Origin of the sequence: Faunimonas pinastri, from assembly GCF_900110915.1 — a bacterium.
Taxonomy (GTDB): Bacteria; Pseudomonadota; Alphaproteobacteria; order Rhizobiales; family Afifellaceae; genus Faunimonas; species Faunimonas pinastri.
The window spans coordinates 494,676-517,579 of the sequence record NZ_FOFG01000001.1 but is presented as its reverse complement, the minus strand read 5'-3'; the positions used below and the strand labels follow the sequence as shown (position 1 = coordinate 517,579).

Below are 22,904 nucleotides of genomic sequence, written 5' to 3'. Positions count from 1 at the left end.
AGTTCGTTGCTCCGGCATCTGCCGCTGGCGCTCGCGGTGCTGGTTCTGGTGCTGCTGCTTGCCGCGCCGCAGCTCTTCCGGCCGCTCTTCGCCACCGTCAATCCCCTCGGGGCGACCGCGATCTACGACCGCGCCTCGCTCTGGAGCCTGACGCTGGACCATCTCGAGATCGTGCTTGCCGCCGGGCTTGTCTCCACGATCGTCGCGGTGCTGCTCGGGATCGTCGTGACGCGACGCGACGGCGCGGAGTTCATGCCCTTTGCCCGCACGCTCACCAATCTCGGGCAGGCCTTCCCGCCGGTGGCGGTGCTGGCGATTGCCGTGCCGCTGCTGGGCTTCGGCTTCCGGCCGACCTTCGTGGCGCTCTTCGCCTATGGCCTGCTGCCGATCTTCGAGAACACCGTGGCGGGGCTTCGCAGCGTGCCGCCGCAGACGATCGAGGCGGCTCGCGGCATGGGCATGAGCCGGGGGCGCATCCTGCGCGAGGTGGAGCTGCCGCTCGCCGCGCCGCTGATCCTTGCCGGCATCCGCATTTCCACCATCATCAATTTCGGCACGGCCACCATCGGCAGCACGGTCGGCGCCAAGGGCCTCGGCGAGATCATCGTCGCCGGGCTACAGTCCAACAACACGGCCTATATCCTCCAGGGCGGCGTGGCCGTGGCGCTGCTGGCGATCCTGTTCGACCGTATCTTCGCGATCGCGATCAGCCGGACGAGCCGCCACCGGGCCGTTCCCGCCTGACGCCGACGCCGCTCGCGGTCAAAGCATCGATTGCCTTTTCGGCGGCGGCCAGGCCGGTGCGATAGGCACCGTGCGCGGTGGAGAAGTCATTCTCCGAGCAGGCTTCCCCGGCAAAGAACAGGCGGTCGTCCACGGGCCGCGCGAGAACCGCGCGCTTGTCGTGGTGGCCCGGCCGGGCATGGGAATAGGAGCCGAAGGCATAGGGATCGGTGCCCCAGGCATGCATCGGGCCGACCGTCAGCCGGCGGCGGAAGTCCGCGCCATAAAGCTCGACGAGCTGCCCGATCGCGAAATCGGCGAATGCAGCCTCTCCCTGCCCTTCCAGCTCCCGCGCCATGACACCGCCGAAATAGCACTCGACCAGCGGGCGGCCGAACGGGCGGATGTGAAAGCTCGCCGTGCGCGCCGTGTCCGTCGCGCCGAAGACGCGGCTGTCCTTTTCCAGGTCGCCGGCGGCACTGTCCACGAAGAGGAAGAGCTTGTCCGCAAGCCCCGGCGGCAACAAGGCCGCAGCTTCCAGCTTTTCCGGCAGCGCGGGCGTAAAGCGAATGCCCTCCGCCGCGAGCACGCCGGTGGAAACCGTAAGCACGACCGCACGCGCTTCCACCGTCCCGCGCGGCGTGTCGATACGGATCGTCTTTCCGCTGTGGTCGATGGTGGTGACGGGGGTGCGAAGCGAGACGGGCAGGCCCTCGCCGTGTCGCGCGATCAGCGCGCCATAGCCTTCCGCCACGCGCCAGTTCACTTCCGTGTCGGCATAGGCGTGGAGATCCTCGATCGACACGCCTTCCAGTTCGACGCCGTTGATCCACGTGCTGACAGCGTGGAGCAGCCCGTTCCAGCGCGATCCCGCCTCCAGAAGGGTGCTGGCCGGCGCATCCTCGGGCCGTCCCGCCGCCACGGCCAACTGCGTGTAGAAGCGGTCGGAGGCGTCGCCGAATTCCTGCTGTTCGGCGATGGGGAAGCCCGGCTCCTCCCGTTCCACGCCCCATGGCGGCGGCGTGCGGTCGACGGTGAAGCCCCGCTCTCCCGTGATGTCCGTCCATGGATTGACGTCGCCGGAATGCAGCCAGCCGCAGCCGAGATCGACGGGTCCCGCTTCCGTCTGCACGGTATGGCCGCGCCCGCCGAGCCGGTCTCGCGCTTCCAGGATCAGCGTGGAGAGGCCGGCCTGGTGCAATCTGCGGGCGGCCGCCACACCGGCGGCACCGCCGCCGATCACCGCGGCATCGATAGGGGAGAGCGTCATGACCCTTGTTCCGGAAAGGTTTGAACGAAGGCGATCAAGTCGGCGAGCAGGGCATCGTTCCCGATCACGCGCGGCACCTTGTTCTGGCCGCCGAGCTTGCCGCGTTTCGCCATCCAGGCGGCAAACGTGCCTTTAGAGGCGAGGAGGATGCGCGGCGGCATCATGCCGAAATCGTCGCGGCGATGATCGGCATAATCGAGATTGAGGCGCGCCAGCGTTTCGTCCAGCACGGCGGCGAAGCGCTCCGTTTCGCCTTCGCGCAACGGCCGGCCGAATTCCACGACGAAGACATGCCCGCCGCGCGGCGAACCCGCTTGCGGGTAGACCGCGCCCACGGAATAATCCGCCACGTCGGCTCCGATGTTCTCGGCCGCTTCGGTAATGCCGGTGTCGATCTCCGAGCCGATCAGGTGCTCGCCGAACGCGGAGAGCGAATAGGACGTGCGGCCCGTCACCATGAGGCGTGCCGGGCTGCGCTCGATCAGCCGCACGGTGTCGCCGACCAAGTAGGAGAAGAGTCCGGCATTGGAGGACAATGCCAGCGCATAGTTCACGCCGGGTTCCGCATTGCCGATCCAGTGCCGGGTCGGATTGGTGCGGCCGAGTTCGTCCACTGGGATGAATTCGTAGAAGAGCCCGTTGTCGAGCTCCATGCGGAGCCCCTCGCCCGAACCGCGATCGGCCATCGCGATGAAGCCTTCGCTGGCCGGGTAAACCTCGCGCGTCTCCGCGTGGCTCCCCTCCAGCCATTCGTCGAAGCGGGCGCGATAGGGCTCATAGCCGACGCCGCCATGCGTCACGAGTTCGAGGTTCGGATAATAGTCGACAAGGCGCGACGAGCGGTCGGCGCAGAGGTCGCGCAGCTTCTCGAAGAAGAGCAGCATCCAGCTCGGCGTGCCCGAAACGTTGCGAATATCCTGCAGGAGGCTCGCCCGGCCGATTTCGTCCACCTTGCGGTCCCAGTCGGAAAGCAGCGCCAGTTCGGCCGGGGGAAACAGGCGGCTCCGCGCCCAGCGCGGCACGCTGACGGCGGCGATGCCGCTGAGATCGCCGGCCTCGACACCGGACGCCAGCTGGCGAAACGCCGTGCTGCCGCCGAGCAGGAAACTCTGCCCGCCGAACACCCGGCTTTCGGGCCGGTTCGCCAGATGGAAGACCAGCAGGTCGAAGGCGGCGCGGCGATTGCTGGCCGACATCTCCGCCGTCACCGGGATGTATTTGGTCGCACCCGTCGATGTGCCGGAGCTTGCGGCGAAATAGGGGATGAGGCCCGGCCAGGTCACGTCGCGGAGGACGGGGAACGCCGGCTTCCACCACTCTTCCCAGAAGGCATCGTAGGAGCGGAGCGGCACGCGGCTCTGGTACTCCGCGACGTTGCGGATCGCGCCGAAGCCGTGCGCCTGCCCGAAGCGGGTGCCGGCGGCGCGGCGCAGGAGCTTCAGGAGTTCGGCACCTTGCGTCGCGGCGGGGTCCTGCGCGGCAAGGCGGGCGAGACGCCGGCGGGCGTAAAGGCGCAGCAGCGGCGTCGCGTCGAACATCGGATTCCTCGCGTCAGCCTGCCGGCTGAAGGTCGGTCTTGTGCGGAAACATCGTCCGCACCGTTTCCAGCCGCAGGGGAACGGTGACATAACCGCCGCGCCGCCAGAGGGCAACCTGATCCACCGCATTGGCGCTGCCGCTCCAGCCGTCCTGCCTGCCGAGCAGCACGAAGAAGTTGGCGTCGGGATCGGACAGATCCGAGATGTGGCGGGCGCAGGCGCCGTAGGTCGCATAATGGCGCTTGCGGGCAAGACCGAAGGCCGTCTTGTTCAAGGTGTCGTTGCCGCCATCGGCCGGGAAGTCGCCGTAGCGAAAGCGGCGGCCGATCACCGGCAGGCGGCCGAGCGGATGCGCGAGACGCAGCCGGTGCATGCCGCCCCAGTTCCGGTAGCGCCCGAAGCCCCGCGCTGCGCGGCGGAGCGCCGGCCCCGTGACCTGCGCCAGCTCCGCTTCCGAAAGCGCCGCCAGCCGTTCGGCCACGAGATCGCGGGCGGACCAGAACGCGGGCTTCCGGGGCGACATGCCTTTCCGCTTCATCCGTTCCACGATTTCGGCCAGCAGCAGCTCAAAGGCGAGCGCACCTTGCGAGGTCGCGGCATAGGAGCCGTTCCAGTCGCGGATCGCGGCCAGCGCCTGCCGCTCGCGCCCGCTCAATCGCTCGCTCTCTGGCAGGCCACGCAGCAGAATGTCGCGCAAGGTGAGCGAGCTGCGCTGACTGACGTCCCGCTGCAACGCGCGGAGGTCGTCGAGCCCGATGCGCCTGTCCCCGCCCAGCAGCTCGGCGATGCGCCTTACCCGGTCATGCGGCGAGAAGAACCAGCCGACGGGAAATTCGCCGGGGGGCGGCCGGTCGTTGGCGGAGGCGATGAAGCCTTCCTCCGGCCCGAAACGCCACGGCATGTCGAGGCCGGTCGCGACCTCGTCCCAGTGCAGCGCCTCCTCCGGCGACAGCAGCATGTCGCGCGGCTCGTCATGGGAACGGCGCGGCAGCTGCGCCGCTATCGTCCGGCCGACCGAGCCGCCGACATCCGCATAGGTCATGGTCAGCCCCGGCGCGGCATAGGACGCGAAGGCAGCGCGGAAGGTGGGCCAGTCTCCGCCTGACTGGCGCGCAGCATGGCGGTGAGTTCGTCGCTCGGGCTGTGGCCGATCCAGCGGAGCGCGGCGGGCGCGCGGCTCCGGAGGATCATCCCGTCCGTGACCACCGGCCCGAAGCGCGTCTCCCGCAGCGACAACTCCACATCGGCCGCACCGCGCACTTTCACCACCTCCCGTCGCGTGCCGAAAGCGGCGGGCTGCAGCGTCGAGACATCGACGAGATCGCTCGCGGCGGCGTGAAGGTTGGTGCCGCCCCAGGCCACCGAGCGGTTTCGGCCGAGCCCGATAAAGGGCAGGCCGGGGATCATCAGCCCCACCGCGTGGTGGCCGGGCGAGCGGTAGCCGGCGATCAGGAAAAGGCCGGGCAGCGCAATGGAAAGATGCGGGTCGCTGGCGATCATCGCCGCGCCCGTCCCGGTGCGGCGGCCGTCCACGCAGGCGGAATTGCTGCCGCTTCGCAGCGCTTCTCCGACAGTGGACCCAGCCACCCCGGTCAGTTCCTGCGAGAACAGCGCCGCGCGCAGCAATTCGCGCCAGACGTCCCCCCATTCATCGGGCGGCAGCGCGTCGCGCGTTTTCAGGAGTCGTGGCCAGGAGAGCCAGCTCACGTCGGCCCCGGCAAGTTTCGCCACGGCGAAGAGGTCGTGCAAGGTCCAGGGCTCGCGCGGAATGTCGAGCAGACGGAACTCCGGCGGCAGTTCGGCCGCGCCGAGCAGCTGCGCGTTGACCCCGGCGACGAAGCCTTCCGCCCAGCGCCGCGTCTCCTCCGGCAGCGATGCCAGGATCTCCGGCACGGCGCGCGGAAAGTCGAAGAGCCGCAGCGCACGATCGAGCTCGACGCCGAGCGGCCCCACCAGTTCCGCCACCCGCCCGGTGGCGAGCCGCCGCATCATCTCCATCTGGCCGATCCGGAGATGCGCGTGGACGAGTCCCAGCGCCACCGCGAGGTCGTCGTCCGTCTCTGCCTCGATGAAGGGCACCTGATGCTCGTTCCAGTGGATGCGGACCGGTCCTTGCAGCGGCAAGCCGCGGGTCCGCAGCATGGCGAGCCGTTCCGCCAGCGTGCGCGAAGGCGGCGCTCCGGCGATGAGGGCCCGGCCGAGCAGCCCCGCCGCCACACGAATTCCGGAAAGGCTCAGTCCTGAGAGGCCGGGCAAGGCAGGCTCCTGATCTTGCCTATCGTCGGACGTGAACTCCCCGGGGTCCACGGAGTTCAGGAGATAACCGAGCTTTGTTGAAGTGCCATGTACCTCGTCCAGATCCTTCTTCCCCTTCGCGACAACCACGGCAAGCCCCTGCCCCATGAGCTTTATGGAACGGTCCGCCACGAGATGAGCGAGCGGTTTGGCGGCCTCACCGCCTTCACCCGCGCCCCGGCCGAAGGACTCTGGCATGGCAGCGACCGAAGCTACCGCGACGACATCGTCACGCTGGAAGTGATGGTGGAGGAACTGGACCGCTCCTGGTGGGCCGAATACAGGGAAAGCCTGGAGCAACGCTTTCGGCAGGAGGAGGTGGTGATCCGCGCCCAGCCGATCGAGCTTCTCTGAAGCGCGATCCGCGTCCCTGCTTGAGAAGTCCGGGCGGACCCCCTAGAGCAGGGCAACGAGAGCACGCCACCCGGGCGCGCCGACAGGCAGGGCAGGAAGACCATGGTGGATGCCGTCGTGCAGCCCACGGCAACGCGTAGCGCCTGGATCGCGGAGATCCGCAGCACCGCCCTGCTCAGCTGGCCGCTGATCCTGACCAATTTCGCCCAGACCGCCTTCGGGGCGACCGACGTGATCCTGATGTCGCGGCTGGGACCGGCGACGCTTGCCGCCGGCACGCTCGGCGGCAATCTCTATTTCGCTTTCCTGATCTTCGGCATCGGTCTCACCATCGCGACCGGTCCTATGCTGGCGCGCGCGCTGGGCGAGCGGCGGCGGGGAATGGTGCGGGAAGTGCGTCGCACCGTGCGGCAGGGCTTGTGGACGGCACTGGCCTATTCCATCCCGGTTTGGCTGGTCCTCTGGCACGCCGAGGCGATCCTGCTCGCCATCGGACAGGAGCCGGATCTTTCCAGATCCGCCGCCACATTCATGCACGCGCTGCAATGGGCGCTCTTTCCGGCGCTCGCCTATGCCGTGCTGCGCTCCTTCATCTCCTCGCTGGAACGGCCGCTCTGGGCGCTGTGGATCGTCGCGGCCGCCATCGTTCTCAATGTCGGGCTGAACTGGGTGCTGATGTTCGGGCATCTCGGCTGCCCGCCGCTGGGCCTCACCGGCTCGGGACTGGCGACCTCGATCTCCAATTTCGTAATGTTCGCGGCACTTGCCGCCATCGTCCAGTTCCGGCCGCCCTTCCGGCGCTTTCATGTCTTCGGGCGCTTCTGGCGCGCCGACTGGCCGCGCTTCATCGAGCTTTTCCGGCTGGGCGTGCCCATCGCCTTCACGCTGGCCTTCGAGGTGACGGTCTTCAACGCCGCCGTCTTCATGATGGGCGTGCTCGGCATGACGCAGCTTGCGGCCCATTCCATCGCGATCCAGATCTCCGCGCTCTCATTCATGATCCCGCTCGGCATCAGCCAGGCCTCCACCGTGCGCGTCGGCCTTGCCTACGGGGCGGGCGACCGGGAAGGCATCCGCGTGGCGGGCTGGTCCGGGTATCTCCTCGGCGTGGCCATCATGGCGGTGGCGGCCTCGGTGCTGCTCCTCGCGCCGCGCACGCTGATCTCCGGCTTCCTCGACACGACCGATCCCAAGAACCGGGAGGTGGTGGATCTCGCCGTGACCTTCCTCGCCTGCGCCGGGTGTTTCCAGCTTCTGGACGCCGCGCAGGTGATGGGCGCCGGCGTGCTGCGCGGCCTGCACGACACGCGCATTCCGATGATCTTCGCGGCGGTCGGCTATTGGGGGCTGGGACTGCCGGTGGGGGCGCTTCTCGCCTTCAAGGTGGGACTTGGCGGCATCGGCATCTGGATCGGGCTGGCGACCGGTATCGGCATTCTCGCGGTGCTGATGACGGCGCGGTGGATCATGCGCGAGCGGCTCGGTCTCGTCCGCTTCCGCACCCTGGCCTGACCGGCACCTCTCTCCACAGGCCGATCTTTGGGCTGGAGCGGCCGGGCCCGCCTGCCTAGGATCGCGCCGAACCGGCCCCCGGCTGAACCTTCGAGGCTTTCCGCATGTCCGATACGCTGATCCGCGGCGCGACCATCCTGACCATGAACCGCCGCCGGGAGATCCTCGTGGAAGCGGATATCCTGGTCTCCGGCGACCGGATCGCCGAACTCGGCCGCGTCGCCGTCGACGCCGTTCCGCCCGGCACCGAGATCGTGGACGGGCGCGGGCTGATCGTCATGCCCGGCCTCGTCAACTCGCATGTCCACACATCGCAGCAGCTCGGCCGCGGCATCGCCGACGACGTCGATCTCCTGACATGGCTGCGCGAGCGGATCTGGCCCTTCGAGAGCCAGCTGACGCCGGAAGACCAGTACGTCTCCACATCGGCCATCGGCGTGGAGATGATCAAGAGCGGCGTCACGACCTTCTCCGAAGCCGGCGGCCAGCATGTCGATGCGATGGGCCATGCCGTCAGCGATCTGGGTCTGCGCGCCACGCTCTGCCAGTCCTCCATGGACAATGGCGAAGGCCTGCCGGAAGGCTGGATCCTGCCCACCGACGCCGTGCTGGAGCGGCAGATCGAGCAGAACGAGCGCTGGCACGGCGCGGCCGACGGGCGGATCCGCCACTGGTTCGGGCTGCGCACCATCTTCAACTGTTCCGACGACCTGATCCTGCGCACCAAGGCGGAAGCAGACCGGCGCAACACCTCCGTGCAGATCCACGTCTCCGAGATCCCGGAGGAGAACCGCTTCGCCCGTGAAACGCGCGGTGCCTCGACCGTGGAGCATCTGGCGCGGCTCGGCGTGCTCGCGCCCAACCTCCTGTCGGTCCATTGCGTCTGGCTGTCGCCGCGCGAGATCGAGCTTTTCGGCGAAAACGACGCGCCCGTGGTGCACTGCCCCTCCGCCAACATGCGCGTGCTCGGCTTCGCGCCGATCCCGGAGCTGCTGGCCTCCGGCGTGGCCGTCGGCATCGGCACGGACAGCCCGCCCTGCTGCAACCGCAGCGACATCTTCGATGAGATCTACCTCGCCGCGCTGATCCACAAGGGCAAGCGCGTCGATCCGACGATCATGCCGGCGGAAAGCGTGCTCGACATGGTGACCGTGCACGGCGCGAAGTGCCTCGGCTGGGAAAACGAAATCGGTTCGCTGGAGACCGGCAAGAAGGCCGACCTCATCATGATCGACCCGCGCGAGATCGGCACGCTGCCGATCCACGATCTCGTCTCCACGCTGGTCTACGCCACGCATTCCCGCTCGGTCGTCTCCTCCATGTGCGACGGACGCTGGCTGATGCGCGACCGCAAGGTGCTGACAGTGGACGAGGAGGTGATCCTCAGCCAGGTGCAGGAGCGCGCCGACGCGATCCGCGAACGCGCCGGCATCCGCCTGCAATCGCGTTTTCCGGTGATCCGGCCCGCGTAGGCCAGATCGCCTTGTCCAGGGGCCGGGCGGAGGCGCGATCGGGGCAATCGCGCAAGGATCAAAGGACGGCCTGCCGCGTTCCCTTCGCGAACGAGAGGAGCGCACATGCCAGCCAGAGAGATCACCGGTTCCAAGGTCCGCTATGCCGTCGTCGCGGGCGGCTGGATCTCACAGGCCGCCTTCATGCCGGGCGTGGAGCACACCGGCAATTCGGAAATGACGGCGCTGGTCACCGGCGATCCCGTCAAGGCGCGGGAACTCGCACCGAAATACGGGATCGAGCACACCTACGGCTACGACCAGTATGACGAGATGCTCAGGTCGGGCGAGGTGGACGCGATCTATCTGGCGCTGCCCAACGACCAGCATCGCGACTTCGCCGTGCGGGCGCTGGAGGCCGGCATCCACGTGCTTCTGGAAAAGCCGATGGCCGTCAGCGAGCAGGAATGCCGCGAGATCATCGCCGCTTCGGAGAAATCCGGCGCCAGGCTGATGATTGCCTACCGCCTGCATTTCGAGCCGGCGACCCTCGCCGCGCTGGAACTCCTGCGCTCCGGCAAGATCGGCGATCTCCGGATCTTCTCCGCCGTGTTCTGCCAGCATGTCGCCGCCTCCAACCACCGCGCCAGCCACGGCTACTGGGCCGGGCCGGTCACCGACATGGGCCCCTACCCGATCAATGCGGCGCGCAACGTCTTCCGCGCCGAGCCGACCGAGGTTTTCGCCGTCGGCACGCGCCGGCCGGACCTGCCCTTCAATTTCGACGACACCGTCTCGGTAACGATGCGCTTTCCCGATGACCGGCTCGCGCAATTCACCGTCAGCTACGGCGCCAACGAGGTCGGCCAATACCGCGTCGTCGGAACCAAGGGCGATCTGGAAGTCACGCCCGGCTTTACGTTCGGCGCTCCGATCGGCCACAAGCTGACCGTGGGCGACGAGAAATCGGAAAAGAAATTCGACCCGACCGACCAGTTCGGCGGCGAACTCAAGTACTTCTCCGATTGCGTCATCAATAACCGCGACCCCGAGCCCGGCGGCGAGGAAGGCCTCGCGGATGTGGTCATCATGGAAGCGATCGAGCGTTCCCTGGCGAGCGGACGGCCGGAGAAGGTGACTCCGGTCGCCCGCAGCCGCTATGCTGACCAGAGCGAAAAGCAGGAACTGCCCCCGATCGAGCCGCCGGACCTCATCAACGCGTCCGCGCCGGGCGAGGGCTGAAAACAACAACAAGCACTGAGGGAGAGACCGTGCAGAAACCCTGGACCGCCGCCGACGATCGCTACGAGCAGATCCCCTACCGCCGCACCGGCCGCAGCGGCATCTCGCTGCCGGCCATCTCGCTGGGCCTCTGGCAGAATTTCGGCGGCGAGGACGTCTATGAGACCGGCCGCGCCGTGCTGCGCCGCGCGTTCGACCGCGGCGTCACGCATTTCGACCTCGCCAACAATTACGGCCCGCCCTACGGCTCGGCGGAGGAGAATTTCGGCCGCATCTTCGCGGCGGATTTCGCCCCCTACCGCGACGAGCTGATCATTTCCAGCAAGGCCGGCTGGGACATGTGGCCGGGGCCCTACGGCAATGGCGGCTCGCGGAAATATCTCATCGCCAGCCTCGACCAGAGCCTGAAGCGGATGGGCCTCGACTATGTCGACATCTTCTATTCCCACCGCTTCGACCCGGACACGCCGCTGGAAGAAACCATGGGCGCGCTGGACAGCATCGTTCGTTCCGGCAAGGCGCTTTATGTCGGCATCTCGTCCTATTCGCCGGAGTTGACGCGCAAGGCGCACGAGATCCTGCGTTCGATGGGCACGCCGCTCTTCATCCACCAGCCTTCCTATTCGATGCTGAACCGGTGGATCGAGGAGCAGCTGCTGGACACGCTGGAAGACCTCGGCGTCGGCTGCATCGCGTTTTCGCCGCTGGCGCAGGGCATGCTGACCTCCAAGTACCTCAACGGCGTGCCGGAGGGCTCGCGCGCCTCCAAGGGCGGCTCGCTCAGCCAGACCCTGCTGACGGAGCAGAACCTCGAGCATATCCGCAAGCTGAACGGCATCGCGGAACGCCGCGGCCAGACGCTGGCGCAGATGGCGCTGGCCTGGACGCTGCGCGACAAGCGCGTCACCTCCGCCCTGATCGGGGCGCGGAATGTCGAGCAGCTCGACAATTCGCTGGATGCGCTGAAGACGCTCGACTTCTCCCGCGAGGAACTGGACGAGATCGACCGCCATGCGCAGGAGGGCGGCATCGACCTCTGGCGCAAGGTATCGTCGCTGAAGTCCAACGTGGATTGACGGAAACGAGGCGCGGCCGGGGCGGGGCGGGGAAGCGATTTCCCGCCCTTTTCGTGACGACGCCACGAGGCAAGACACGCGCCGGCCGCATCGCCACCTCGCGATTTCCATAAAGCAAGGCTACGATACCTTCTTTGCCGACTCGTCATCGGCCAGCCGAGGAGAAGCCGCCTGCCATGCCCCAGCCCCTCCTTCCGCCCAAGCCCTTCCCGCCCAAGCTGTCCCGTCGCGGCTTCCTGGCAGGAAGCGCAGCCGCAACGACGCTCGTGACGTTGCACCCCTTTTCCGCCTTTGCCGCCGCCGGCCAGGCGCATCTCCGCATCCTCGAGACGACGGATATCCACGTCAATCTCGTCCCCTACGACTATTACGCGGACAAGCCGAACGACACGTTCGGGCTGGCCCGCACGGCCACGATCATCCGCGACGTGCGGGCGGAATCGACCAACTCGATGCTGATCGATAATGGCGACCTGCTGCAGGGCAGCCCGATGGGCGACTACATCGCCTATCAGCGCGGGATGAAGCCCGGCGACGTGCATCCCGTGATGAAGGCCATGAACGTGCTGGGCTACGAGTGCTCGACGCTCGGCAACCACGAGTTCAATTACGGGCTCGACTTCATGGACAAGGTGCTGGCCGGGGCGAACTTCCCGTTCGTCTGCGCCAATCTGATCCGCGGCACCGAGCTCGCCAGCAATCCGCGCGACGACAAGCTCTATCTCAAGCCCTACATCATCCTGGACAAGGAAATCACCGACGGGACCGGCCAGAAGCATCCGATCAAGGTCGGGCTGATCGGCTTCGTGCCGCCGCAGATCATGATCTGGGATGCCAAGAACCTGGAAGGCAAGGTGATGGCGCGCGACATCGTGCAGGCGGCCAAGGCCTGGGTGCCGCAGATGAAGGAGGACGGCGCTGACATCGTGATCGCGCTTTCCCATTCCGGCATCGACGCCAGCGGCCATTCGGAAGGCATGGAGAACGCCGCGCTCTACCTCGCCGGAGTGGAAGGCATCGATGCGCTGCTGACCGGGCACCAGCATCTCGTGTTCCCCGGCCCGACCGATTTCCAGAACATGGCGGGCGTCGACACGGTGAAAGGCACGCTGCAGGGCAAGCCCGCCGTCATGGGCGGCTTCTGGGGCTCGCATATGGGGCTGGTCGATCTCCTGCTCGAACGCGGCGACAAGGGCTGGCGCGTCGCGGATTTCACCAGCGAGGCGCGGCCGATCTTCCGGCGCGAGGAGAAGAAGGTGATCCCGCTCGTCCAGAGCGACCGCACCGTGGTGCTGCCCGTCGAACTCGACCACGAGGCCACGCTCACCTATGTCCGCAAGCCCGTCGGCAAGACCTCCGCGCCGCTTTATTCCTATTTCGCGCTGGTCGCCGACGATCCCTCCGTACAGATCGTCAACCAGGCGCAGACCTGGTACCTCCGGGAAATCCTGAAGGAAACGGAGTGGAAGGACCTGCCTCTGCTCTCCGCCGCCGCGCCCTTCAAGGCGGGCGGGCGCAACGGCGCGGACTATTACACCGACGTGCCGGCCGGGCCGATCGCGATCCGCAACGTCGCCGACCTCTATCTCTACCCGAACACGGTGCAGGCGGTGCTCGTGACCGGCGCGACCGTGAAGGAATGGCTGGAACGCTCGGCCGGGCTCTTCAACCGGCTTGAGCCGGGCAAGCCCGACCAGCCGCTGATCGACACGACCTTCGCCAGCTTCAACTTCGACGTCATCGACGGCGTGACCTACCGGATCGATCTGACGCAGCCCGCCCGCTATGACGCCAACGGCAAGCTCGCCCACCCGGAGGCGCACCGGATCGTGGACCTGCAGTTCGACGGCAAGCCGATCGATCCCGCGCAGAAGTTCATCGTCGCCACCAACAATTACCGCGCTGGCGGCGGCGGCGATTTCCCGGGCGTCAACAAGGACGCGGTGGTCTATGTCGGCCCCGACACCAACCGCGACGTGATCGTGCGCTACATCGTGGAGCAGAAGACCATCAACCCGACCGCCGACGGCAACTGGAGCCTCGCCCCCGTTTCCGGTGCGACGGCGATCTTCGAGACCGGCCCCAAGGCCCGGGATCATCTGGCGGAACTCAAGGGCGTCAAGGTGGACTATGTGGGCGAGGGCGCGGGCGGTTTCGCGCGCTACCGGCTGACCCTCTAACGCCGGGCTCGCACCCGCTTCTTTGCTTTCGGAGGATTGCCGAGGGGCGGGTGCGGCGCTATCTCCCGGGTTCCTCCCGCATTCTCTTCCGGCTTCGCTGGCGAACGGCGGGACCAGCGTGCTGCACCGAAGATCCCGATGAACGCCCCTCACGACGCTCGCCCCAGCGCCGGCCCGCTTTCCCCGGCCGAAATCCGCTCCATCATCTGGGGCATCATGCTCGCGATGTTTCTGGCCGCGCTGGACCAGACCATCGTGGCGACCGCGTTGCCGACGATCGGCCACGAGCTTGGCGACCTCCAGCACATGCCCTGGGTGGTCACCGCCTATCTGCTGACGGCGACCGCCGTCACGCCGCTCTACGGCAAGTTCAGCGACATACACGGCCGACGCGTCACCTTGCTGATCGGCATCGCCACCTTCGTGATGGGATCCATCGCCTGCGCGCTGGCGCCGACGATGCTGGTCCTGATCCTCGCCCGCGCCTTGCAGGGGCTCGGCGGCGGCGGGCTGATCTCGCTTGCCCAGACCATCATCGCGGACATCCTGGCGCCAAAGGAGCGCGGCAAGTACCAGGTCTATATCGCCAGCGTCTTCGTGGCCTCCAGCCTCGCCGGCCCGGTGCTCGGCGGTGTGTTCGCCGAACATCTGCACTGGTCGGTGATCTTCTGGATCAACGTGCCGCTCGGGCTGATGGCATTATGGCTCGCCAACGGCGCGCTGAAGCACCTGCCCCGCAACGACCGTCGGCACGAGCTGGATATTCTGGGCGCCGTGCTGGTTGCCGCCGCGACGGTCGCCTTCATGCTGATGCTGAACTGGGGCGGCGTCACCTATCCCTGGCTGTCAACGCCGGTGATCGGCCTGCTGGTCCTCTCCGCGATCCTCAGCATGCTCTTCGGCCTGCGCCTTCGGATGGCGGCCGAGCCGTTGATCCCGCCTTCCGTGCTCGCCAATCCGATCGTGCGCATGGGCACGCTGGCCGCCTCCTTCTGCATGGGCACCTTTATCGGCCTGACGATCTACACGCCGATCTATTTCGAGACGGTGGTGGGGCTTTCCGCCAGCGATTCGGGCATGGCGGTCATTCCGCTGATGATCGGAACCGTGATCGGCGCCAACCTGTCCGGCCGGGCCATGTCACACTCCCGGCATTACAAGCGCATGCCGACCGCCGGGCTTCTCGTCGCGGTCGTGGGGTGCCTCCTGCTCTTCGCTCGCCCGACTGGCCTCCACTTCGTCGTCGTGGAAGCGGTGCTCTTCGTGCTCAGCATGGGACTTGGCACGCTGTTGCCTGTCGCCACCGTCTCGGTCCAGAACGCCGTGGCCAGTCACCAGCTCGGCACCGCGACCGCCTCGATGAACTTCTTCCGCCAGCTCGGCAGCGCCGTGATCGTCGCCGTTTTCGGCGCGATCGTGCTTGGGCAAAGCGGAGCGCTCGGCAGCGTGGGCGGCTCTGTGGAAACGCTGGCGCGCACCGCCGCGATGTCGCAAGCCGGCGGGGTCTTCCGCTGGGTCTTTCTTGCCGCAGCGATCGGGTTTGCGCTGGCCTGGGTTTTCCTGCTTCTGATGGAAGAGAAGCCGCTGCGCTCCGACGATGTGCGGAACGCCGCCCATGCGGCGCTGGCGGACTGAGCGGAAAAGATGATGCGACGTATCCTGAGCTACCGTCCCGACGCCTTCATCACGGCACTGATCGCCACCATTGTGGTGGCCAGCTTCCTGCCCTGCCGCGGCGTCGGCCAACAGATCTTCGAATGGCTTTCCACCGCTGCCATCGCGCTGCTCTTCTTCCTGCAGGGCGCGCGCCTGCCGCGCGAGACGGTGGTCGCCGGCATCACGCACTGGCGGCTGCACCTGACGATCCTGGCGTCGACCTTCATCTTCTTCCCGATCGTCGGCGTCATCTTCCACACGGCATTCCCGAACCTTCTCAGCCGGCCGCTCTGGCTCGGCATCCTGTTCGTCTGCACCCTGCCCTCCACGGTGCAGTCATCGATCGCATTCACTTCGATCGGCCGGGGCAACGTTCCCGCGGCGATCTGCTCGGCAACCGCCTCCAACATCTTCGGCATCCTGATCACGCCGCTTCTGGTGGGCGTCGTCCTGCGTCTGCATGGCGGCATTTCCGCTTCGTCCATCTGGAAGATCGTGGCGGAGCTGCTCGTGCCGTTCTGCCTCGGGCAGTTGCTGCGGCCCTTCATCGGCGCATGGGCACAACGCAACAAGAAGATGCTGTCGCTGACAGACCGCGGATCGGTGCTGCTGGTCGTCTACACCGCCTTCAGCGAGGCGGTCGTGCAGGGGCTCTGGCACCAGATTCCGCTGGAGGGCCTGGCCATGATCTTGGTGGTGGACGCGGTGATCCTCGCCATCGTCCTGCTCGCCACCACCTATGGCAGCCGGCTCCTCGGCTTCAACCATGAGGACGAGGTGGCGATCGTCTTCTGCGGCTCCAAGAAGTCGCTGGCGACAGGGGTGCCGATGGCCAAGGTGCTCTTCCCCAGCGCAACGGTCGGGGTCACCGTGCTGCCGCTGATGATCTTCCACCAGATGCAGCTGATGGTCTGCGCGGTGCTGGCCCGGCGCTATGCCCGCCGGTTCGAGCAAACGGCGCTTGCCGACAGCCTCGACCACGGCCCGCATGCCCGCCCCATTCCGCGCGATCCCGCCGCATCCTGAAGGCGGGGCGCGAGCGTCGGCGGCGGCCGGCCGTCAGCCGACCAGCAGGCGATCCTCCGAGAGTTCCTGCCCGCGCACGCGGCGGAAGCGGTCGATCAGGTCCTCGACGGTGAGATCCTTGCGGCCCTCGCCTTCCACGTCGAAGATGATCTCGCCGTCATGCAGCATCAGCGTGCGCGTGCCGTAATCCAGCGCCTGCCGCATGGAATGCGTGACCATCAGCACGGTCAGCTTGAAGCGCTCGGCCAGCTTCGCCGTCAGCTCCAGCACGAATTCCGCGTTGGCCGGGTCGAGCGCCGCCGTGTGCTCGTCGAGAAGCACGATGCTGGAAGGCGAAAGCGTCGCCATGACCAGCGCCAGCGCCTGTCGCTGCCCGCCCGAAAGGGAGCCCATGGGCAGCCCGAGCCGGCTTTCCAGCCCGATGCCGAGTTCCCGCACGCGCTCCACGATGGCGTCGAGCCGCTCGCGACGCAGCGCGGGGGAGAGCCCCCGCCGCCGCCCTCGCGCGGCCGCGAGCGCCATGTTCTCGCCGATGGTGAGCGCGCTGCAGCTGCCGGCAAGCGGATCCTGAAAGACGCGCGCGACGAGCCCCGCCCGCGCTTCCGCCGGCAGCTTGGTCACGTCGCGGCCCGAAAGCACGATGCGGCCGTTTTCTGCCGGGACATCGCCCGCCAATGCGCCCAGAAGCGTCGATTTTCCGGCACCGTTGGAGCCGATGACGCAGGCGAACTCACCGGAGCGCAGTGTCAGCGACACGTTCCTGAGCGCGCGGCGCTCCAGCGGCGTTCCCTTGTTGAAGACGACGGCGAGCTTGTCGATCTCGATCATGCGGAAGCCCTCCGCGACTTGCGAAGCCTTGGCAGCACCAGGGTCGCCAGAACAAGGAGCGCGCTGATCAGATTGAGGTCGGACGCCTGCAGGCCGAGAACGTCGAGGTTCAGCGCCAGCTGGATCGCCAGGCGATAGAGGACGGAGCCCAGGATGCAGCCGACGATCGCGAAAGCCAGCCGGCCGCGCGGCATGAAGGTTTCTCCGACGATCACCGCGGCAAGCCCGACCACGATGGTGCCGGTGCCGGCGGTCACGTCGGCAAAGCCGTTGGTCTGCGCGAAAAGCGCGCCGGCCAGCCCGACCAGCGCGTTGGAAAGCGCGATGCCGGACATCACGTGGCGATCGACACGCACGCCCTGTGCCCGCGCCATCCGCGCATTGGCGCCGGTCGCCCGCATTGCGAGGCCGAGATCGCTTGCGAGAAAGGCGATCAGCAGCGCGGAAACGATCGCGACCAGCACCAGCAGGAAGAGCGGCCGCGTGAGATAATCGGCAAGGCCGAACCGGTAGAACGGCGTCAGCACCGTGTCCTCGTTCAGGAGCGCCACGTTCGGGCGGCCCATGACGCGGAGGTTCACGGAGAAAAGCGCGATCATGGTCAGAATCGACGCCAGGAGATGCAGGATCCGGAATCGGATGGAGATGAAGGCCGTGGCAAAGCCGGCAAGCGCACCCGCGAGCATCGCCGCGAGTGTCGACAGCCACGGATTATAGCCGCCCGAGATCAGCACGGCCGCGACCGCCGCACCGAGCGGGAACGACCCGTCCACCGTCAGGTCGGGGAAATCCAGGATACGGAAGGACAGGTACACGCCAAGCGCCACGAAGGCATAGACGAGACCGAGCTCGACGGCACCGAAGAAGGCAATGGCCGACATCAACGTTCCAGATCAGGCGGACGGAGCTGCCGCGGCCGCTCCGTCCGAAAAGGTTCGGGAGCCGGAACGGCCGGCTCCTCGGATGGGAAAACGCCCCGTTATTCGACGACCTTGGCGCGGCCGAGCACGGCCTCGGGGATCGTCAAGCCGATCTTGGCCGCCGTGGTCTTGTTGACCTGCAGGTCCGTGCCCTTCGCGAACACCACCGGGATCTCGCCAGCCTTCTCGCCCTTCAGGATCTTCGCCACGACCTGGCCGGTCTCGACGCCGACGTCGAAGTAGTTGAAGCCGACAGCCGCGAGCGCGCCTCGCTTCACCGTATCGGTATCGGCGGCATAGAAGGGCAGTTTGGCCGAGTTCGCCACGGAGACGGCGCCCTCGAAGGCGGAGACGATGGTGTTGTCGGTCGGCACGTAGAGCGCATCGACCTTGCCGACCAGCGACCGGACCGTGGCCTGCACGTCCGCCGAGCGCGTCGCCGGGCCTTCCACCACGCTCAGGCCGGAAGCGGCAGCGGCTTCCTTGAACGCCTTCAGCGAGGAAACGGAATTCGCCTCGCCCGGATTGTAGATAAAGCCGACCCGCTTCACGTCGGGCGTGATCTCATGGATCAATGCGACCTGGTCCTTGACCGGGAGCATGTCGGAGACGCCGGTGACGTTGCCGCCGGGCTTCTCGACGGACTTGACGAGCTGCGCGCCGGCCGGATCGGTCACGGCGGAGAAAACGATCGGCACGCTCTTGGTGGCGGCGGCTGCCGCCTGGGCGGACGGCGTGGAGATCGCGACGATGGCGGCGGGGCTTTCGCCCACGAACTTGCGGGCGATCTGCGCGGCGGTGGCGGGGCTACCCTGCGCGCTCTCAAAGGCGAAGGTGACGTCCGTCCCTTCCTTCATGCCGGCATCCGCCAGGCCCTTCTTGACGCCTTCGCGAACGGCATCGAGAGCCGGATGCTGCACGATGGCCGTGATATCGACGGAAAGCGGTGCGGCGCTCGCTGCCCCGGTCAAAAGCATGACCGACCCTGCGGCCGTACAAAGCAACCTTCTCATGAATTCCCCCTCGCCTCCCCGTGGTCCCGGGACCTTCCCTTTTTCGCCTTTCCCGCGAGGAAATCAAGGCAAGGCGCGCGGGAGCGCGAGTTCCGGCAAGGGCGGCCGGTGCCGGCGGCGGCGTCATCCGGTGAGATCATCACATGGGCGAACCGGGCGGCCCAAAGAAAAAGGGACGCCCTTCCCCGCCGGGGTCGGGCATCCCTCAAGGGAACGCCGGTGCGGCCTCCTCCTCCGCACCGGCGCGCGCTCCTGCAGCCTGTTCAGGCGTTCAGGCGCGCATCCTCGTGGACCAGATGCGGACGCTGCGGCATGGGCATGCGATGCATCGGGACCGGACGTTCGAACAGCATCCGCCGTTCCGTGTAGGACGACCAGAAGAAGGGATAGCGCTTGGCCGCGTGGTCGCGCACTTCCGGCTGGTAGATGCTCATCAGGCCGAGCGGCTTGGTAAGCGTCGGATAGAAGCGAGGCTCGGCCAGCGAGGTGAAGCCGAAGAAACGCTTGTAGAAGGCCTGATGCTCCTTGCGGACGGTCGCCAGACCCAGCGTCGCGTCGAAGAACTTCGATGCCATGTAGCCGAGACGCACCGTCACGTAGGGCAGCGCCGGGAAGGCGCGCGAGAAGTTGTGGTCGGCGACGAAGCGGTTGTTGTCGATGATCGTCTTGCCGGCCTCGATCTCCGGCATGAGGATATCGGCAAAGGCGTCGACGGCCGGGGTGTCGGAATTCTCCTGCGAGGCGACGTGGATGCGCAGCGAGCTCGCCAGTTCTCCGTCGATATAGACGCCGAAGGTGTAGCCGTTCGGAGAATCCTCGAAGCGATCGGCCAGCTTCTTGACGAAGGAGGGCCCGATCGCGCCTTCCCGGAGATAGGCCTGGTAGCGCAGCCGGTAGACGGCTTCCTTCTCCTCCGGCGTGACCGCGAGCCGATAGTCGACCCGCTCCAGAAGATCCGTAACCCGTTCAGCCAGACTGGGCCCCGAAGCCAAAGCCGCAGCGCTCATGACCCACCTCCACTTTAACTAAAGAATGTCTAAAGAATACCTCTCATTTTTATCAAAATGTTTACCATGCGTAAATGGTTGCAGCCGCGCGAAAGATGAGCAGCAGCTGTGTGCGAGCGTTGCGGAAGATGTCGAAGAACGCGCCAAAAGCAGCCTCGGCCGCGGCTTTCCGGGCCGTTGCCAAAGAATTCAGCAGCCTATATGCGCGCAAAAAATGCGCAGCTTCAGGTGGAATTCCGAAGGACGGTTTCGCCGGAAGTGTTAACGCGGGAGAACGCTACCCCCGCAGATCGGTCGGCCGACAGGGTTCAGGGCGACGGTGCGCCACGTCCAGATGAAGATGGAAGGAACGAGGAAAGGCCGCCTCTCGGGGCAACCGGCCGGTCGTCAGGCGACCTTGGTGGCCGCCGTCATGTCCGATTGCAGCAACTCGCGAATGCGGCTGCTGGAGACGGCTGGGCTGAACAGGAAGCCCTGGACTTCGGTGATGCTCGGCTCGGCCGCCACGAGGTCGAGCTGCTCCTGCGTCTCCACGCCCTCGATTGCGACCGACATGCCGAGTTCGTCGCTCATGCGCGCAACGCCGCGCAGCAGCGTCAACGATCGCCCGCCATTCTGGATGCCTTGCAGGAAGGAGCGGTCGATCTTCACCTTCTGCAGCGGGAAACTGTGGAGATAGCTCAGGCTGGAATAGCCGGTGCCGAAATCGTCGAGGGAAATCCGGACGCCGAGATCGTGCAGCTGGGTCAGCGTCACGCGCGTGGCCTCCGTATCCTGCAGCAGCACGGATTCGGTGATCTCCACCTCCAGCCGTTCCGCCGGCAGTCCGGCCGCCCACAGCGCCTCGCGCACGGTTCCCGTCATGTTGCCGCGACGGAACTGCATTGAGGACAGGTTCACCGCAACGCGCACGTCCGTCGGCCAGGCCGCGCATTCCTGGCAGGCCTTGCGCAGCACCCAGACGCCGAGTTCGTTGATGATCCCCATTTCCTCCGCGACGGGCACGAACTCCGCCGGGGAAACCATCCCCCGCTCGGGGTGCGTCCAGCGCAAAAGTGCCTCGCAAGTGGAGACGCGGCCGGTCCGGATATTGACCAGCGGCTGGAAAAAGATCTGGAAACTCTCATCGGCCAGCGCCTTGCGGAGATCGGATTCCAGCGTGCGGCGGGCGCGGGCGGTGACGTCCATCTCCGGCTCGAAGAAGCACCAGGTGCCCCTTCCCTCCGCCTTTGCGCGGTAGAGCGCCATGTCGGCATTGCGCAGGAGGTGGTCGGCGTCGACCTCGTGCTGGCCGGTCATGGCGATGCCGATGCTGGCGCCGACGATGAGCTGGTGCCCTTCGATCTCGTAAGGCTCGCTCAGCGTCTCCACCACCCGCTTGGCAAGCGCGGCGGCTTCCTCGGGCGCTCCGACGGGGGATTGCAGCACCACGAACTCGTCGCCGCCGAAGCGGCCGATCACGTCTGTCTCGCGCACGATACGCTGCAGCCGGTCGGCCACGGCGCAAAGCAGGGCATCCCCCGTGGGGTGCCCCATCGTGTCGTTGATCTGCTTGAACTCGTCGAGATCGACGAAGAGCAGCGCCGACTGGTCCGTGCTCCGTCGCATCAGCGACAAAGCGCGGTCCATCTGGGAACGGAAAAACGTGCGGTTCGGGAGGCCGGTCAACGCGTCGTAGCTGGCGAGGTGCTTGATCTTGGCTTCCGCGCTGCGTCGCTCGGTGATGTCTTCCAGGAGGAGTACGGAGCCGCCGTTGCCTGTCGGCTGGAAGGTGACCGCGAAGGTCCGCCCCGCCTGCGTCTCCGCATGCATCCGTCCGCTCGTGCGCTGCTCCATGTTCGCCTTGAAGTCGGAGACGATGCGACCGGCGGCGCTGGCGGAAAAGAGCCCGGAGCGGATGCACTCGACCAGCACTTCCGTGATGCGCGCGCCCACGCGCGGCACCTGGGGATCGAGGCCCAGGATCTGCGCGAACTGGCCATTCGCCACGACGATGCGCGAATCCCCGCCCACCATGCAGAGGCCCTGCGGCATGTTGTTGAGAGCCGCATCGAGCCGCCCGGCCAGAAGCGTCACGTCCTCCGCCGAGATGACCGCCTTCAGCAGCGTCTGGTTCAGGCTGGAAGCGATCTTCTTGAGGGCGAAGAAGAAGGGCAGGATGAAGCAGGCGAGGATGATGTAGTAGACGTCGCCCCGCGCCAGCATCGCGAAGGCGAGCGGCACGCAGGTGCAGACGATCTGCAGTGTGACCACGTTCGGCACGCCGTAGTTGCGGCCGGACGTGCCGCAGGCATAGCCGATGGTTATGGCGGCGCAGAGAAGCTGGACGAAACTGTCGGACGTGGTGAGAAAGCTGATCAGCCACCAGAACCCCAGCGCCGCCGAATAGGCGCCGGCACCGATGGCGTAGTGGACCTCCCAGCGCTTGGCCGCCCGCTTGGTCGAGACGTCGCCTCGCAGGCGATAGCCGATCATGTCGATGGACCGGCAGATGCCGATCACCGTCAGCAGGATGGCGCATATCAGCAGCGGTCGACTGCTCGTCTTCCAGGCCGTGATGAACGCCGCGATCGAGGCGCTCACCATGCCCGCGATCAGCGTGTTGAGGTTGTCGAAAAGGGAGTTGACGACGGACGCATAGACGTTGTTCGGGAGGCTCTCGGTGAAGCGGCGCCAATCCTGTGACAGCATCATGTCTTCAACATGCGAGAGTTCAACGCCGGATCCCTGAGCCGCTACGGGCGCATCGCAGATTATCCCGCCCCTCTTTCGCAATGATTAAGGCAGCTTTTGCCTCGCCAGTGCCGATCAGG

At 66.7% G+C, this 22,904-nt stretch carries 16 protein-coding genes and 1 pseudogene; 9 read left to right on the top strand and 8 right to left on the bottom strand.

All coding sequences use genetic code 11. The annotated features are described in order from the left end of the window. Positions 1-6: 6 nt before the first annotated feature. Positions 7-744: an ABC transporter permease gene (locus tag BMY25_RS02360; protein ID WP_428976935.1), complete on the top strand. Its 738-nt coding sequence runs from the start codon at positions 7-9 to the stop codon at positions 742-744. Here the strand turns inward: BMY25_RS02360 and BMY25_RS02355 are convergent. The 3 genes and pseudogenes from BMY25_RS02355 to BMY25_RS21025 all read right to left on the bottom strand — a co-directional run bounded on the left by BMY25_RS02355 (position 707) and on the right by BMY25_RS21025 (position 5,673). Beyond that, positions 707-1,993 carry a flavin monoamine oxidase family protein gene (locus BMY25_RS02355; protein WP_092494953.1) on the bottom strand — a complete coding sequence of 429 codons (1,287 nt, stop codon included), beginning with the start codon at positions 1,991-1,993 and terminating at the stop codon, positions 707-709. The two genes, BMY25_RS02360 and BMY25_RS02355, sit on opposite strands and share 38 nt — an antisense overlap. Then, positions 1,990-3,531, bottom strand: coding sequence for a GH3 family acyl-acid amido synthetase (locus tag BMY25_RS02350; RefSeq protein ID WP_092494952.1), 1,542 nt, complete (start codon positions 3,529-3,531; stop codon positions 1,990-1,992). The genes BMY25_RS02355 and BMY25_RS02350 overlap by 4 nt, the downstream gene beginning before the upstream one ends. 13 nt (positions 3,532-3,544) lie before the next feature. Then, positions 3,545-5,673 (bottom strand): annotated as a pseudogene (locus BMY25_RS21025) (penicillin acylase family protein). Positions 5,674-5,874: 201 nt separating this feature from the next. Between BMY25_RS21025 and BMY25_RS02335 the strand changes: the two are divergent. From BMY25_RS02335 to BMY25_RS02300, 8 genes are all read left to right on the top strand, one after another. Beyond that, a complete protein-coding gene (locus BMY25_RS02335) occupies positions 5,875-6,180 on the top strand; it encodes a hypothetical protein (protein WP_092494950.1) in 306 nt (101 codons plus the stop codon). Positions 6,181-6,282: 102 nt separating this feature from the next. After that, positions 6,283-7,692 (top strand): MATE family efflux transporter, encoded by a 1,410-nt coding sequence (locus tag BMY25_RS02330; protein ID WP_092494949.1) that lies wholly within the window; start codon positions 6,283-6,285, stop codon positions 7,690-7,692. A 104-nt stretch (positions 7,693-7,796) separates the two neighbouring features. Then, the gene (locus BMY25_RS02325) at positions 7,797-9,164 is read left to right on the top strand and encodes an amidohydrolase (protein WP_092494948.1); all 1,368 of its coding nucleotides are present in this window, start codon (positions 7,797-7,799) and stop codon (positions 9,162-9,164) included. Between the two features lie 105 nt (positions 9,165-9,269). After that, positions 9,270-10,385 (top strand): Gfo/Idh/MocA family protein, encoded by a 1,116-nt coding sequence (locus tag BMY25_RS02320; RefSeq protein ID WP_092494947.1) that lies wholly within the window; start codon positions 9,270-9,272, stop codon positions 10,383-10,385. 29 nt (positions 10,386-10,414) lie between these two features. Further along, positions 10,415-11,461: an L-glyceraldehyde 3-phosphate reductase gene (mgrA, locus tag BMY25_RS02315; RefSeq protein WP_092494946.1), complete on the top strand. Its 1,047-nt coding sequence runs from the start codon at positions 10,415-10,417 to the stop codon at positions 11,459-11,461. A 176-nt stretch (positions 11,462-11,637) separates the two neighbouring features. Continuing rightward, positions 11,638-13,641 carry a bifunctional 2',3'-cyclic-nucleotide 2'-phosphodiesterase/3'-nucleotidase gene (locus BMY25_RS02310; protein WP_092494945.1) on the top strand — a complete coding sequence of 668 codons (2,004 nt, stop codon included), beginning with the start codon at positions 11,638-11,640 and terminating at the stop codon, positions 13,639-13,641. 138 nt (positions 13,642-13,779) lie between these two features. After that, positions 13,780-15,276, top strand: a complete 1,497-nt coding sequence (locus tag BMY25_RS02305) for an MDR family MFS transporter (RefSeq protein ID WP_092494944.1) — start codon at positions 13,780-13,782, stop codon at positions 15,274-15,276. Positions 15,277-15,288: 12 nt separating this feature from the next. Beyond that, entirely contained in the window at positions 15,289-16,323 is a 1,035-nt protein-coding gene (locus BMY25_RS02300) for a bile acid:sodium symporter family protein (RefSeq protein ID WP_428976934.1), read from the top strand. A gap of 33 nt (positions 16,324-16,356) precedes the next feature. Here BMY25_RS02300 and BMY25_RS02295 read toward each other — a convergent pair whose 3' ends face one another. The 5 genes from BMY25_RS02295 to BMY25_RS02275 all read right to left on the bottom strand — a co-directional run bounded on the left by BMY25_RS02295 (position 16,357) and on the right by BMY25_RS02275 (position 22,782). Next, positions 16,357-17,151 carry an ABC transporter ATP-binding protein gene (locus BMY25_RS02295; RefSeq protein ID WP_092494943.1) on the bottom strand — a complete coding sequence of 265 codons (795 nt, stop codon included), beginning with the start codon at positions 17,149-17,151 and terminating at the stop codon, positions 16,357-16,359. Beyond that, positions 17,148-18,032, bottom strand: coding sequence for an ABC transporter permease (locus BMY25_RS02290; protein WP_092494942.1), 885 nt, complete (start codon positions 18,030-18,032; stop codon positions 17,148-17,150). The genes BMY25_RS02295 and BMY25_RS02290 overlap by 4 nt, the downstream gene beginning before the upstream one ends. A gap of 98 nt (positions 18,033-18,130) precedes the next feature. After that, on the bottom strand, positions 18,131-19,084 hold the full coding sequence (locus BMY25_RS02285; protein ID WP_092494941.1) for an ABC transporter substrate-binding protein: 954 nt from the start codon (positions 19,082-19,084) through the stop codon (positions 18,131-18,133). A gap of 263 nt (positions 19,085-19,347) precedes the next feature. Next, positions 19,348-20,091, bottom strand: a complete 744-nt coding sequence (locus BMY25_RS02280) for an N-acyl amino acid synthase FeeM domain-containing protein (RefSeq protein ID WP_238858109.1) — start codon at positions 20,089-20,091, stop codon at positions 19,348-19,350. Between the two features lie 387 nt (positions 20,092-20,478). Next, positions 20,479-22,782, bottom strand: a complete 2,304-nt coding sequence (locus BMY25_RS02275; RefSeq protein ID WP_238858108.1) for a putative bifunctional diguanylate cyclase/phosphodiesterase — start codon at positions 22,780-22,782, stop codon at positions 20,479-20,481. Positions 22,783-22,904 lie beyond the last annotated feature (122 nt).